Consider the following 13,610-nt stretch of genomic DNA (forward strand, 5'->3'; position numbering starts at 1 on the left):
GCCAGGGCACCGCCAACGGCACCCAGGTGATCATCTGGGACTGCAACGGCGGAACCAACCAGCAATGGAACGTCAACTCCAACGGCACCATCACCGGCGTGCAGTCCGGACGATGCCTGGACGCCAACGCCGCCGGCACGGCCAACGGCACCAAGCTCATCCTCTGGTCCTGCAACGGCCAGGCCAACCAGCAATGGAGCCTGCGCAGCTGACCCAGGGCAGCGAGAGGCCCGGCGGCGAGATCGTTCTCGCCGCCGGGCCTCTCGTACGCGAATCGATTCGATCATGGGCGGGCCGTTGTCGCCCTCACGGGGAGAGCGCTGTCACCCTGGCCTCCCGGCGCTCGTGGGCGGCGGCGAGAATGAGATACGCGCTGGCCGTCCAGGTGTAGGCGCGGTCCCGGAGGCCGGCGCCACTGCGGGCGTCGAAGTTCTCCGCGAACCCCGACCGCTCGCACAGGGCGCGGAAGCGGGTGCTGATCTCGTCGGCGAGTTCCGTGTAGCCGGCCCGGCGGAGGCCGTCCTCGATCAGGACGGTGGAGGGCGCCCAGATGGGCCCCCGCCAGTACCCGTCGTCCCGATAATGCGGGGACGTGGTCAGCTCCGTGGCGAGCCCGAACTCCGTCAGGTGCCTCTCGATGCCGCCGGCCAGCGACGCCCGGACGGCTTCCGGCAGTTCCTCCCCCAGCACGATCGGCATCAGGTCGAGCAGGCTGGAACTGGACCAGGTGCGTCCCGAACGCGCGCCCCGGGCGACGAACCTCTCCCCGGTCCACAGCTCGGTGAGCAGGGCGTCGCGCATGCGGCCGGCCGCCTGCGACCAGTGGGCCGAGTCCTCGGGCCGGCCGAGGTCGTCGGCCAGACGGGCGAGCTCGCGCATCTGGAGGATGAGGAAGGCCGCCAGGTCGGCGGTCTCGACGACGCGCTCGGGATCGAAGGTGGTGGCGTTGTCCCAGCCGCTGTCGTTGCCGTGCTGATAGTGGGCGAGCTCGTGACCGGGCACGCGCCGGCGGGTCAGCCAGAAGGACGTCCACCGCTCCAGCAGGCCGTAGACCTCGGCCGACCCGTGTTCGCGCGACGGGTCCAGATGCCGCAGGGCCCAGCCGTGGATGGGCGGCTTGACGAAGTTGTACAGGATCTCGGAGTGCGTGATGGAGTCCGGCAGCGCGCCGGCGGCGTCCTGATGGTCGAACACCAGCCAGTACTGGTCCCACGCCAGGGCCGGCAGTCCCTCGGCCAGAGCGATGGCGTTGAAGCAGTGGTCCCAGCTCCACACCTTGTCCATCCAGTGCTTCGACATCAGCACCGCGGGGCGGGTGACGAACCCCGCGGGCCGGACCGTGGCCGACCAGAGTACGTAGGCGGCCAGCTCGGCGGCGGGCGTCCGGTCGCCGCGCCACGGCGCCACCGCGTCGCGGAACGTCTCGAACTCCGACCGCGCGGCCGTGACCACCTGCTCGAAGCCGTTCCCGCTCCGGTAGGGCGCGCGGGCGGTCTCGTACTCCTCGACCGCGATCTCCCACGGTTCGCCGTCGCCGGGCAGCACGATGCCGCGCTCGGCCGTGCCGAGCACCTCCGTACCGAGTTGCTCGGCGACCCGCCCCGCGAGGAGCGTGACACGGTAGCGCCGCCCCGTCTGGTACACGGTGAAGACCCACGCGCCGTCGCCGGGGTCCTGGTAGAAGTACGGGCCGCGGAACGGGGTCAGCACCGCGTCGGCCGCCAGCAGGCGCAGGCCGAGGCCCTGACCGCGCACGCGCACGGTGTCCGGGTTCTCGTACGCGAGGTCGATCCGGCCGGCATCACAGCTCCAGGTGAGCCGGTGCGGGGTGGCGATGACGTCCGCCTCGGCGCGCACGTCCGCCACGGTGGGAATCAGCCGCAGGATCGGATGCATCCCGGTCTGGTGCGAGACCAGATGGACGTCCTCCACGTAGGTCTTCTCCGCGATCACCGGGGAGAAGTCGAACCAGGATCCGCGGTAGCTGAACGGGATCTCCTGCGAGGCGAAAACCGGGCCTGCGGCGACGGTCATGAAGTGAGAGTCCCTTCTGTCGTGGGGCGAACCGCTCAGCTCTTCACCGCTCCCGCGGTGACACCGGCGGCGACGTAACGCTGGGCGATGACGAGCAGGACGGCGGTGGGGATGGAGGCGACCACGGCGGTGGCCATGACGGCGTTCCACTGCTGGTTGTTGTTACCGATGTAGTGGTAGATGCCTAGAGTGATCGGCTGGAGACGGCCTCCGCCGTCGAGCGTGCTGGCGAAGACGAAGTCCGACCAAGCCCACAGGAACGCGAACAGCGACACCGTGATGATGGAGTTCCTGCTGACCGGCAGGACGACGGACCAGAACGTCCGCACGGTTCCGGCGCCGTCCACCCGCGCGGCCTGTGTCAGCTCGTCGGGGATCCCGGACATGAACGCGGTGAGGATCAGTACCGCGAACGGCACCGCCAGTGTGGAGTCGGCGACGATCAGTCCGGGGATCGTGTTGAGCACGCCGACGTTGAGGAAGATGGCGTAGAAGCCCATCGCCATGATGATCCCGGGGATCATCTGCGCGATCAGCAGGACGAAGCCCAGCACCCCGCCGCCGCGCGGTCTCAGCTTCGCCAGCGAGTACGCGGCGGGCGCCGCGACCAGCAAGGTCAGGGCCACCGTGCCCAGGCCCACGACCACACTGATGCCCAGGTAGGGCGACTGCTGGTCGAGAACCGCGCGGTATCCCTCCAGGGTGCCGTTCACCGGGAACAACGAGGGTGGGCTCCTGCGCATGTCCTGGTCGCGGGTGAAGGACACGTTGACCATCCAGTAGACCGGGAACAGCATCACGCCGGTGAGCACCAGCCCGATCACGGTCTTCCACCAGCTGCGTGAGGTGTTCATGAGAAGGTCTGCCTTCGCTGCGCGCGGATGTAGATCAACCCGAAGACCAGAGCCATGACGATCAGCAGGTTGCCGACCGCCGCGCCGGGCCCGAACGCCGGCAGCAGGTTGCCGAAGCCCAGCCGGTACGACCAGGTGGCGAACGTCGTGGAGGAACCGCTGGGCCCGCCCCTTGTCATGATCCAGATGATGTCGAAGACCTTCAGCGTGTAGACCAGGCCGAGCAGCAGCGTGACCGCGGACACCGGGCGGAGCAGCGGGAAGGTCACCTTCCAGAACCGCTGCCGGCCGTTGGCGCCGTCCAGCTCCGCCGCCTCGTAGATGACCGGGTCGATGGCCTGGAGACCGGAGTAGAGCACCACCAGGTTGAACGGGATGCCGATCCAGATGTTGGCGATGATCACCGACCACAGCGACCAGTCCGGCGAGGTCAGCCAGTGCACGGGGCCGGCGCCGAACACGGAGAGGAAGGCGTTGACGATGCCGGAGTCGCTGTTGAGCATCCACGACCAGGTGGAGGACGACACGATCAGCGGAAGCAGCCACGGCACCAGGAACAGCGCGCGCAACGTGGCCGACAGCCGGAAGTTCTTGAGGAAGAACATGGCCAGGGCGAGACCGATGGTGAACTGGAAGGCCAGTGACACCAGGGTGAACACCACCGTGTGCCACAGCGCGGGCCCGAACGCCGGGTCGCCGAGGATCTTGGCGTAGTTGGCGAACCCGATGAACGGCGCGTCACCCTGGACGAACGAGCGCACCGTGTAGTCGCGCAGGCTGAGCTCGACGTTGCGGTAGAGCGGGTAGGCGTAGAACAACAGCAGGTACCCGGCGACCGGGGCCAGGAAGGCCCATGCCGCCCACTGGGCGGACCGGGGGCGCGGTACCGCCCGGCGGCCCCCTCCCGCCGCCGGGACCGGCCTGGCGGCGGGAGGGGCCTGCGCCTGTGTGACTCGATTCATGCCCGTGTCGTCCGAGTGCCTATTGGGTGGCACTGGCCGCCGCGGTCTGCGCGTCGGTCATCGCCTGCTGCGGGTTCGCCGACCCGCTCAGCGCCGCCTGTACCGCGCCCCACATCGGCTCGGAGATCTTCGGATACTTGGTGCCGAGGTCGTCGCTGGTCCGGCCCTTGGCGGCCTTCACCGCCTCGACCCACACCTTCAGATCGGGGTTCTGCGCCACCTGCTCGGACTGCACCTGCTCGGTGGGGGCGACGTACGACAGGGTGGTCGTCGTGGCGAGCGAGTTGCCGGTGTTGGTCAGGCAGGCGACCAGCTTCTGCGAGGTCGCGTAGCGGGCGGTGTCCTTCTGCACGGGAATGCCGACGAACTCGCCGCCCGTCGGCGCCGGCGCCGTCCCGCCGTCCTTGCCGGGGATCGGGATGATGCCGTAGCCGAAGCCGGCCTTCGCGGCGTTGGCCAGCTGCCAGGTGCCGTTCTCGGCGAAGGCGTAGTCGCCGGTGGCGAACTCCTGCCAGCTCGTGGTCTGGGTGTTGTTGATGACCGAGTTGGGGGCGTACCCCTTCTTCAGCCAGTCCGTCCACAGCGTCACCGCCGCGACCCCCTCTGGGGAGTCGAGCTTGGTCAGCTGGGCGCCGGAGCCCCAGAACCAGGGCAGGAACTGGAAGCTGCCCTCCTCCGTGCCGATCGCGGAGAACGTGATGCCCTTACCGCCGGACGCCTTCACCTTCCGCAGGGCCTCGGTCAACGATGTCCAGTCCTTGACCGACGCGATGTCCACACCGGCCTTCTTGAGTACTTCCTTGTTGTAGTAGAGGGCCAGGGTGTTGGCGCCGATCGGGACACCGTACGCCTTGCCCCCGCTCTGCCCGGCGGCCAGCAGGTTCGGCGCGATGGCCGAGGTGTCGAGCTTGTTCTCCTGCGTCGTGGTGAGAACTCCCGCCTCCGCCAGGGTGGACACCACCGGGTTGTCGACGATGAGCACGTCGGGCGCGTTGCCCTGCTGCGCCGCCAGCAGCGCCTTGTTCGTCAGGTCGCTGGTGTCGTACGCGGTGCGCTCGACCGTGACGCCCGCCTGGCTGCCGCACGCCTGGAGCAGCTTGACCCACGCGGAGGCGCCGTCGTACTGGGGATACGGGTCCCAGATGGTGTATTTCCCGCCACCAGCGGCTTGGCTCGTGTTCGCCGGCGCCTCGCCGGACGATGAGCACGCGGCCAGACCTCCCAGGGCGGTCAGGACCGCCAAACTCAGGCCGGCAGCACGCCGGTTAGTTGCCGCTGATCCCATGTTCGTGACCTCCGCTGCGCATGACGCGGCTGTTTATCCCCCGATGTCGAATCGGTTCGACTGAAGATAGGCCCGCTCTCACCACTAGTCAATGGGGTCGATGAGAACACGCCGGAGCCAGGCACCGGTTCCGGAATACGATCGATTCGACTTACGATGGCGCGTGTCGGTAGGACCAGACGAGGAGCGCCAGGTGAACATCGGGGAGATCGCCCGGCGGTCGGGCGTGTCGCGCAGCACGGTTTCCTATGCTTTGAGTGGCAAGCGCCGGGTGTCGAAGGTGACCCAGCAGCGCATCCAGGCGGTCATCGACGAACTCGGCTACCGCCCCAACGCCACGGCCAGGGCCCTCAAGGAGGGCAGGACCCGCACCATCGGCCTGGTGATCCCGCCGGCCGGCCGGCGCCTGACCGACATGCAGCTCGGTTTCGTGGCCAGCGTCGTCGACGCCGCCGGCCGCGCCGACCTGGACGTCCTGCTGTCGCCGTCAGGCGGCGAGCACGACCGCTCGTTCGAGCGCATGGTCGGCGGCAAACGCGTGGACGGCGTCGTCCTGATGGAGATCCGGCTGGAGGACGACCGCGTCACCCGCCTGCGGCAGACCGGACTGCCGTTCGTCGGCATCGGCCGCACCAACCGCCCGGAGGAGATGTCCTGGGTGGACATCGACTACGAGACGCTGATCTCCAGGTGCGTGCACCACCTGGCGGACCTCGGCCATCGCCGCATCGCCCTGGTCAATCGCTCCGCCGAGCTGGTGGCCGCGGGGTACGGCCCCGGTCACCGGGCCCAGACCGGTTTCGCGCGCGCCGTCGCGGAGCGCGGGCTGGACAGCGTGCAGAAATGCTGCGCCGACGACGCTCAGTCCGGGGTGGCCTGCGTCGAGGCACTTCTCGGTGAGCACCCTGGCCTGACCGCCATCGCCACCATAAACGAGGCGGCCATGCCCGGCATGTACCGCGCGCTCGAACAGGCGGGCCTGGCCGTGCCCCGGGACTTCTCCGTCGCCGGCGTCGCCGCCCAGCACTGGGCCGAGAACCTGCACCCGCCGCTCACCGCCGCCGACGTACCCGCCGACGAACTCGGCGCCCGCGCCGTCGAGCTGCTCATCCAGCGCATCGCCGACCCCGCCACCCCGCACCTCAACCTCCTCCTCGCCCCGGCCATCTCGCTGCGCGGGACGACCGGGCCCGCGCGCCCCCGTGACCCTGTCTCCTGAAACGGAACACCGAGCACACCGCGCCGTGCGCGGAATCGATCTCTCGACCTCGTTTACCTAGGCCGCCTAACGGCTCTTTGTCGCGGAGGCCGGTCTATTCCGCTGGACTGAGGGTGGTCAAATAAGTCGTACCCTTGCAGAACCAGGGAGGGAGGGGCGCCATGAGCGAAACCCCGCACGCCGGGGGCGGATACCGCCCGGGTTATGAGGTGGCCGCCGAGCAAGTGCTGGAATTGATCGTTCGGTTAAGGCTGAATCCAGGCGACCGCCTGCCCACCGAGAACGAATTGGCCCAGCGCCTCGGCACCAGTCGCACCGTGGTGCGCGAGGCGGTGAAGATTCTCTCCGCGCTCGGCAGGGTACGGGCGCAGAAGGGTCGCGGTCTCTATGTGGCCGACGACGAAGGGATGCTCGGCACGGGACGCTGGGCGTCCTTCTTTCTCCCCACCGACCTGGATCACGTCTACATGCTCTTCGAGTTCAGGCGGGTACAGGAGATGGAGACCAGCCGGTTGGCCGCCCTGCACGCGACCCCGGCGGAACTCGGCGCCATCGAGAAGGCGGCCGTCCGGTGCCGCCTCGGATTCGACACCGGCCGCGAGGACATCTTCAACGAAGGCGACGACGCCTTCCACACCAACATCGCCACTGCCTCGCACAACATGTTCCTCCAGATAGCGGTGCGGGAGGCCCGCCGGTTGCAGGCCCAGTCCAGCTTCATCGGACTGCGGGGCTCCGTGGGCGGCCACGCGGCCAAGGCCGTCGAGGAGCACGAGGCCATCCACCAGGCCATTCGCGCCGGCGACCCGGAGGCGGCCGCCCAGGCCGCGGCCATGCACATCGACAACACCCTGGACGACTACCGCCGGGAGATCCAGCAACGCATCTTCTCCCCTCCGACCGACCTGACCGCCTGAACCAAGGCGCCGGGTCCGGCGCTCCCGCCAGGTGACGAGAGCGCCGGGGGCCACCCACCTTCACGCCCCGACCGTGAAGGTGGGTGCTCGTCAGGTGCGGGTCCAGCGCTGGTTGGCGCCGCCGTTGCAGGACCAGATGACGAGTTTGGTGCCGTTGGCAGTGGCGTTGCCGGGCACGTCCAGGCACTTGTTCGCGCCGACGGCGGTGATGGAGCCGTCGGAGTTGAACCGCCACTTCTGGTTGTTCTGGCCGTTGCAGTCCCAGATGATCACCGAGGTGTTGTCGGCGGTGCCCTGGTTGTACACGTCCAGGCACTTGTTGCCGTAGACCCGCAGCTCACCGGAGCTGGTCGGTGTCCACTGCTGGTTGGTCTGGCCGTTGCAGTCCCAGATCTGCGCCTGCGCGCCGTTGGTCTGCGTGCCGCCGGTGACGTCCAGGCACTTGCCCGAGCCCGCGCCCCGGATCCCGCCCGTGGCGGGGGCCGTGGGCGTCGGCGTCGGGGAGGGAGTGCCGCCGCCGCTCACGATGTACATGGCGGCTCCGTGCCCCGGGACCGACGCGCTGATCGTCGCGGAGGAGGTGCCGGTGGTGTGGGCCCACAGGTCGCGCACGGAGTAGGAGGACGCGGAGCCGAGACCGAGAGCGGAGGCGGTGGTGGAGACGGTCGCGGTGCCGGTGCCCCGGTTGAGCAGCACGACCGCGACCGAGCCGTTGGACATGGGCTTGCGCCACACCTCCAGGTTCCCGTTGTCGCTGATCTTGTGGCCCTGCCGGCCGCCCCAGTCCTGGTTGACCGCGATGACCTCGGTGTTGGTGAGGGTCGTGCGGGTCTCGGCGCTCATCGAGCGGATGTCGTTGCCCGCGATGAGCGGGGCGTTCAGCAACGACCAGAGGCTGAAGTGCGCCCGGCCCTCGGTCCCCGTCAGCGAGCCGACGCCGACCTCCAGCATGTCGGGGTCGTTCCAGCCGCCCGGCCCCGAGTACCCCTCCAGGCCGACCTGCTGGTCCAGGATGCCGGTGATCGAGTTCCAGTTGGCGGCGATGTCGCCCGTCGTGCGCCAGGAGTTGCCCACCGGCATACCCCAGGTCCACACGCTCTCCTGGCCCCAGTTGCACAGGCTGAACAGGATCTGACGGCCGGTGGCGGCCAGCGCGTCGCGCATGGCGGTGTACCGCTGCTGCCCGTTCCTGCCCTGGTGGTCGCCGCAGTTGTCGTACTTCAGATAGTCGATCCCCCAGGACGCCCACAGAGCGGCGTCCCGCCGCTCGTTGCCAAGGCTGGCCGGGTACCCCGCGCACGTCGTCGTGCCCGCCGAGGAGTAGATGCCGAGCTTCAGCCCTTTGCCGTGGACATAGTCGGCCAGGGCTTTCATACCGCTGGGGAACTTCGCGGGGTCCGCGACCAGATCTCCGCTGCCGTTGCGGCTCATGGTGGACCAGCAGTCGTCGATGTTGACGTACTTGTAGCCCGCCGCCGCCATGCCGCTGGACACCATGACGTCCGCGGTCTGCCGGATCAAGCCTTCGTTGACGTTGCAGAAGAAGCTGTTCCAGTCGTTCCAGCCCATCTGGGGGGTGCGAGCCAGGCCGTTCTCCAGGGCGGTGGCCGGCGACGTCGCGCCACCCAGCGCGACCAGAGACCCCGCCGCCAGCGTCGCCGCCAGCACCCATCGAAGGATCTTGTTCATTCGACTCCTCTCAAGTCAAGGAAGGACGAACCGCGGCATGACGGGAGCCCCCGCCATCGGACATCGCGCTCGCGGCGGTCCCGGGCCGCCGCCGGGGCAGGGCTCACCGGCATGACGGCCGGCCGTCGTCGCCAGGTGCTCATGGGCGTACTCGACTCGCCGTCGCTATTGATTAGCGCTAACAAGCTGGGCATGGGATACCACTCTGAAGCTTTGCGTGCGGACGGGCCGGACCGGGGTCAGGCCGGTCCGATCCGATATCACAGCAGATCACTAATTTATTGTTAGCGCTAACAATCAGTTCCTTGGATGGCTGCTCCTCTCGTCGCAGGGGAGGTGGTGGTGCGCGGAGCAAATACGACACGGCCGTGGGATGTCAAGGTTTCGCCCACCCCCTCCCCCGCCGGCCTCCCCGCCGTAAGGGGTCTCCCATCTGCTCGGATGAGTACACAATCGCACCGTCGCCGATCGGCCCGGTGATGAAACGTTCAGCGAGAACGACGGATCTCCCTGGCACCCGGCCTGCCTCTCGAATCCGTGCGACCAGCCTCGTCACCCCTGTCACTCACGCCCGCACGCCTCGCCGTCCCGGCCAGAGCTCCGGTGGCGCGGCCTTGACATGTTTCGTACTGATTTCCACACTGAGTCCCCAAGCGGCCTCCTGCCGGATTCGGTGGTGAGCGGGCAGGAACCTTCGGTGAAGCCGGTCGCACATTTCGCCGTGCACGGCCTCGACCGGTGCGCGCCGTCCCGCGGAGCACTTCCTCGCGGTCCCCCCAATCGACACAGCAGTGGAGGCTCAGGCATGGGCACGGATCCCTCACCCGCCGGCGGAGTCCGGCGACGGCACGGGCGACGACTGGCACTCACCGTGCAACTGGTGATCCTGACGGTGGCGGCGGCATGGGCCCTCGCGGACGGCGCGGCGGCCACCGGAGGGAGAGTGGCCATCCCGGCCGCCGTGGCCGCCGCGGTGACGAAGCCACCCATGGGCTGGGCGTCCTGGAACACCTTCGCCGCGCAGATCAACTACAACGTGATCAAGGCGCAGGTGGACGCGCTGGTGTCCTCTGGCATGAAGGACGCCGGATACGAGTACGTCAACATCGATGAGGGCTGGTGGCAGGGGACGCGGGACGCCGCGGGCAACATCACCGTCGACACGGCGGAGTGGCCGGGCGGGATGCAGGCGATCGCCGACTACATCCACAGCAAGGGGTTGAAGGCGGGCATCTACACCGACGCGGGCCGTGACGGATGCGGGTATTACTACCCGACGGGGCGTCCCGCGGCCCCGGGTTCGGGGAGCGAGGGTCATTACGACCAGGATTTCCTGCAGTTCTCCCGGTGGGGTTTTGATTTCGTCAAGGTGGACTGGTGCGGGGGGTCGGCCGAGGGCCTGGACTCGCGCAGGACCTACCAGGCGATCAGCGACGCGATCGGGCGGGCCACCGCGCAGACCGGGCGGCCGATGGTGCTGTCGGTGTGCAACTGGGGAGTCGCGAGCCCGTGGGACTGGGCACCGGGCATGTCGGCGATGTGGCGTACCAGCGGTGACATCATCTACTGGGGCCAGAGCGCGTCCATGGACCGGGTGCTGGCCAACTTCGACTCCGCCCAGCATCCGAACGCCCAGAGCCCCGGTCATTACAACGACCCGGACATGCTCATCGTCGGGATGCCGAGCTTCTCCCCCGCGCAGAACCGCACGCACATGGGCCTGTGGGCGATCTCGGGGGCACCGTTGCTGGCGGGCAACAAGCTCACCGAGATGAGCGCGGAGACCAGGGCGATCCTGACCAACCGCGAGGTCCTGGCCGTCGACCAGGACGAGCTCGGGCGCCAGGGCGTGAAGGTCGCCGAGGACTCGACCGGACGCCAGGTGTACAGCAAGGTCCTGTCGGGGACCAACCGCCGGGCGGTGCTCCTGCTCAACCGGACCACCTCCGCCGCCTCCATCACCGCCCGGTGGACGGACCTCGGCCTGAGCGGCTCGGGGACGGTGCGGAACCTGTGGACCGGCACCGACGCCGGCACGTACAGCGGCAGCTACACCACCACCGTGCCCGCCAGGGAAGCGGTGCTCCTCACCGTCACCGCCGGCACGGTCTCTCCCTCCCCGACGCCGACGCCCACGCCCCCCGCCACGGGTGCGATCCGGGGCGCGGGCTCGGGCAAGTGCCTGGACGTCACCGGCGGCACGCAGACCAACGGCGCGCAGGCGCAGATCTGGGACTGCAACGGCCAGACCAACCAGCAGTGGACACCGACCAGCTCCGGTGAGCTGCGGGTCTACGGCGGCAAGTGCCTGGACGTGAACGGGGCGGGCACCGCCAACGGCGCCGCGGTGATCATCTGGGACTGCAACGGTCAGAACAACCAGAAGTGGCGGTTCAACTCCGACGGCTCCATCACCGCCGTCGGCGCGAACAAGTGCCTGGACGTGCCGAACAACGCCACCGCCAACGGCACCAAACTCGCCATATGGTCCTGCAACGGCGGCGCCAACCAACGCTGGACCCGCACCTGAGTTCCCAACTCGAACGGTACGACCGACATGAACGCCGGTCACCGGCCTCGCGGACATCGCCGCTGAGGCCGGTGACGGGCCGTCCGGCGACGGGCACCGGTCAAGGTGCCGTCACCATCACGAACCGGTGCAGGTCAGGGACGGTGTGGAAGCCGCACCACCGGCGAGGAAGCCCCATGTCGTGGAGGCCCGCGGCGCGAGGGAGCCGTTGTAGGAGACGTTGCTCACGGACGCGGTCGTACCGCTGGTGGTCAGCGTGCCGTTCCAGACCTGGCTGATCGTCTGGCCGTTGGCCAGACTCCATCTGACGGTCCAGCCGTTGATGGCCGAAGCGCCGGCCGTCACCGTGACCTCGCCCTGGAAACCGCCGGACCAGGTGCTGACGGTGCGGTAGGTCGCGCTGCAGGCACCACTCCCCGTCGGGGTCGGCGTCGGAGTTGGTGTCGGCGTCGGCGTCGGCGTCGGCGTCGGCGTCGGTGTCGGCGTCGGCGTCGGCGTTGGTGTCGGCGTCGGGGTGGGCGTCGGGGTCGGAGTTGGCGTCGGAGTTGGCGTCGGGGTCGGGTCGGGTGTTCCGCCGCCGTTGAACTGCCACCAGTTGAAGTTGAACAGGGTGCCGCTGCCGCCGGTGAACCTCAGGAACAGGTCGTGGGTGCCGGTGGCGCCGGTCACCGGGCAGGTGACGGTGGTCCAGGTCTGCCAGCCGCCGGTGCCGGCGACGGTGCACGTCCCCACCAGTGTGCCGCCGGTGCCGTCCAGCCGCAGTTCGATCCGGCCGCCACTGGCCGCCGACGCCACCCGCGCGGTGAAGCCCGTCGCGCCGGAGCCGAACGCGACGCCCTTGACCTTGACGTAGTCGCCGTTGTCGATGTAGCCGACGTTGCGGCCGCCCTCACCGGCGGTCTCGGTCTCCACCCCCTGCGACCAGGCGGCGGTCTCGGCCTCCTGCCGCACATAGGGATTCAGCGTGCCGACCTGCGGCGGCCCGGTGGTGGTCATGTTGATCGCCGGGATCGTGCCGTCGGTGTTGTAGCTGAACTTCTCCACCGCGGCCGAACGGGTGTATCCACCACCGCCCGGCAGCGCACCGTTGTGATAGAAGAAATACGACCCGCCCTGGAAGTCGACGACGCCGGGATGGTTGGTGAAACTACTGCCCTGGGTGGACATGACCGTCCCGCGATAGGTCCACGGTCCCGTCGGCCCGGTGGCGGTGGAGTAACCGATGAACTCCGAGCAGCACTTGGCCGCGAACACGTTGTAGTACAGGCCGTTGCGTTTGAACACCCACGGCCCTTCCTCGTACAACGTCGGCCGGCTGGCGTTCCCGGTCCGGGTACCGAACCCCGCGGTGGTCAGCGCGATCTGCGTCGGGCTGCCGGAATAGGAGATCATGTCGGTGTTGAGGCGGACGTACCACAGGTTGGGGTTGCCCCAGTACAGGTAAGCCTGCCCGTTGTCGTCGACGAACACCGTCGGATCGATCTCACCGTTGCGGACCAGCGGCCGGCCGATGGCATCGGTGAACGGCCCGGTCGGGCTGCTGGAGACCGCCACCCCGATCGCCATCTGCCCGCTGGCGCGGTCCTTCACCGGCACGTACCAGTAGAACTTGCCGTTGCGGTACACCGTCTGACCCGCCCACGCGTCCGCGCTCGCCCAGCTGAACGTGGAAAGGCTCAACGGCGAACCGTGATCGGTCCAGTTCACCATGTCCGCCGACGACCACACCCGCCAGTCCCGCATCGTGAAGTACGTCGAGCCGTCCTCGTCATGCCCGGTGTAGAGATAGACCCGCCCGTTGTACACCAGCGGCGCGGGATCAGCCGTGTAGATCGTCTGAACCAGCGGATTGTCCGCCCTGGCCGGCATGGCCGGCAGCAGAGCCATCAGGCAGATCAGGCCCGCGACCCAGGCCACCCCCCGCCTGAACCCGGGGCTGACCGATACCGGTGACACGAATCTCATGATCACCTTTCCCAGATGGCGGCCGGAGGAGGGTTCACCTGGCGGGCCCCTTCAACGGACCTTTGTTAGCGCTCACATAAGAGCTTCGGCGAAAAAGGAATGTCTTCGATTGTGGGAGGCGCGCCGCACACATTCCCCGCGGGTCACGCCAAGGC

The 13,610-nt window shown here is 68.6% G+C and carries 10 protein-coding genes; 4 read left to right on the forward strand and 6 right to left on the reverse strand.

Going from position 1 to position 13,610, the window contains the following annotated elements; genetic code table 11:
- A partial coding sequence (locus ACFP1K_RS32360) for a ricin-type beta-trefoil lectin domain protein (protein ID WP_380760526.1) occupies positions 1-212 on the forward strand: 212 nt, incomplete at its 5' end.
- A 94-nt stretch (positions 213-306) separates the two neighbouring features.
- On the opposite strand, the gene ACFP1K_RS32365 is transcribed toward ACFP1K_RS32360, so the two are convergent.
- Genes ACFP1K_RS32365 through ACFP1K_RS32380 form a run of 4 tightly spaced genes read right to left on the reverse strand, consistent with a single transcriptional unit; the run spans position 307 to position 5,093 of the window.
- The gene (locus ACFP1K_RS32365) at positions 307-2,034 is read right to left on the reverse strand and encodes an amylo-alpha-1,6-glucosidase (protein WP_380760528.1); all 1,728 of its coding nucleotides are present in this window, start codon (positions 2,032-2,034) and stop codon (positions 307-309) included.
- A 35-nt stretch (positions 2,035-2,069) separates the two neighbouring features.
- The gene (locus ACFP1K_RS32370) at positions 2,070-2,888 is read right to left on the reverse strand and encodes a carbohydrate ABC transporter permease (RefSeq protein ID WP_380760530.1); all 819 of its coding nucleotides are present in this window, start codon (positions 2,886-2,888) and stop codon (positions 2,070-2,072) included.
- Positions 2,885-3,850, reverse strand: a complete 966-nt coding sequence (locus ACFP1K_RS32375) for a carbohydrate ABC transporter permease (protein ID WP_380760532.1) — start codon at positions 3,848-3,850, stop codon at positions 2,885-2,887. Before ACFP1K_RS32375 ends, ACFP1K_RS32370 begins: the two co-directional genes overlap by 4 nt.
- Before the next feature lie 19 nt (positions 3,851-3,869).
- Complete coding sequence (locus ACFP1K_RS32380; RefSeq protein WP_380760534.1) at positions 3,870-5,093, reverse strand: sugar ABC transporter substrate-binding protein; 1,224 nt, start codon at positions 5,091-5,093, stop codon at positions 3,870-3,872.
- Between the two features lie 235 nt (positions 5,094-5,328).
- Here ACFP1K_RS32380 and ACFP1K_RS32385 point away from each other — a divergent pair, with 235 nt between their 5' ends.
- Both ACFP1K_RS32385 and ACFP1K_RS32390 read left to right on the forward strand, forming a co-directional pair.
- On the forward strand, positions 5,329-6,354 hold the full coding sequence (locus tag ACFP1K_RS32385; RefSeq protein ID WP_380760536.1) for a LacI family DNA-binding transcriptional regulator: 1,026 nt from the start codon (positions 5,329-5,331) through the stop codon (positions 6,352-6,354).
- A 161-nt stretch (positions 6,355-6,515) separates the two neighbouring features.
- On the forward strand, positions 6,516-7,271 hold the full coding sequence (locus ACFP1K_RS32390; protein WP_380760538.1) for a FadR/GntR family transcriptional regulator: 756 nt from the start codon (positions 6,516-6,518) through the stop codon (positions 7,269-7,271).
- 90 nt (positions 7,272-7,361) lie between these two features.
- On the opposite strand, the gene ACFP1K_RS32395 is transcribed toward ACFP1K_RS32390, so the two are convergent.
- The gene (locus tag ACFP1K_RS32395) at positions 7,362-8,960 is read right to left on the reverse strand and encodes a lectin (RefSeq protein ID WP_380760540.1); all 1,599 of its coding nucleotides are present in this window, start codon (positions 8,958-8,960) and stop codon (positions 7,362-7,364) included.
- 880 nt (positions 8,961-9,840) lie between these two features.
- Here ACFP1K_RS32395 and ACFP1K_RS32400 point away from each other — a divergent pair.
- Positions 9,841-11,490: a glycoside hydrolase family 27 protein gene (locus ACFP1K_RS32400; RefSeq protein ID WP_380760541.1), complete on the forward strand. Its 1,650-nt coding sequence runs from the start codon at positions 9,841-9,843 to the stop codon at positions 11,488-11,490.
- A 117-nt stretch (positions 11,491-11,607) separates the two neighbouring features.
- On the opposite strand, the gene ACFP1K_RS32405 is transcribed toward ACFP1K_RS32400, so the two are convergent.
- Positions 11,608-13,446 carry a family 43 glycosylhydrolase gene (locus ACFP1K_RS32405; RefSeq protein ID WP_380760543.1) on the reverse strand — a complete coding sequence of 613 codons (1,839 nt, stop codon included), beginning with the start codon at positions 13,444-13,446 and terminating at the stop codon, positions 11,608-11,610.
- Positions 13,447-13,610: the final 164 nt, after the last annotated feature.

This window comes from Sphaerisporangium aureirubrum, assembly GCF_042658925.1.
GTDB lineage: Bacteria > Actinomycetota > Actinomycetes > Streptosporangiales > Streptosporangiaceae > Sphaerisporangium > Sphaerisporangium aureirubrum.

Coding starts and splice junctions, on each gene's coding strand:
- ACFP1K_RS32365 (WP_380760528.1), bottom strand. CDS start 2,034: ATGACCGTCGCCGCAGGCCCGGTTTTCGCCTCGCAGGAGATCCCGTTC.
- ACFP1K_RS32370 (WP_380760530.1), bottom strand. CDS start 2,888: ATGAACACCTCACGCAGCTGGTGGAAGACCGTGATCGGGCTGGTGCTC.
- ACFP1K_RS32375 (WP_380760532.1), bottom strand. CDS start 3,850: ATGAATCGAGTCACACAGGCGCAGGCCCCTCCCGCCGCCAGGCCGGTC.
- ACFP1K_RS32390 (WP_380760538.1), top strand. CDS start 6,516: ATGAGCGAAACCCCGCACGCCGGGGGCGGATACCGCCCGGGTTATGAG.
- ACFP1K_RS32395 (WP_380760540.1), bottom strand. CDS start 8,960: ATGAACAAGATCCTTCGATGGGTGCTGGCGGCGACGCTGGCGGCGGGG.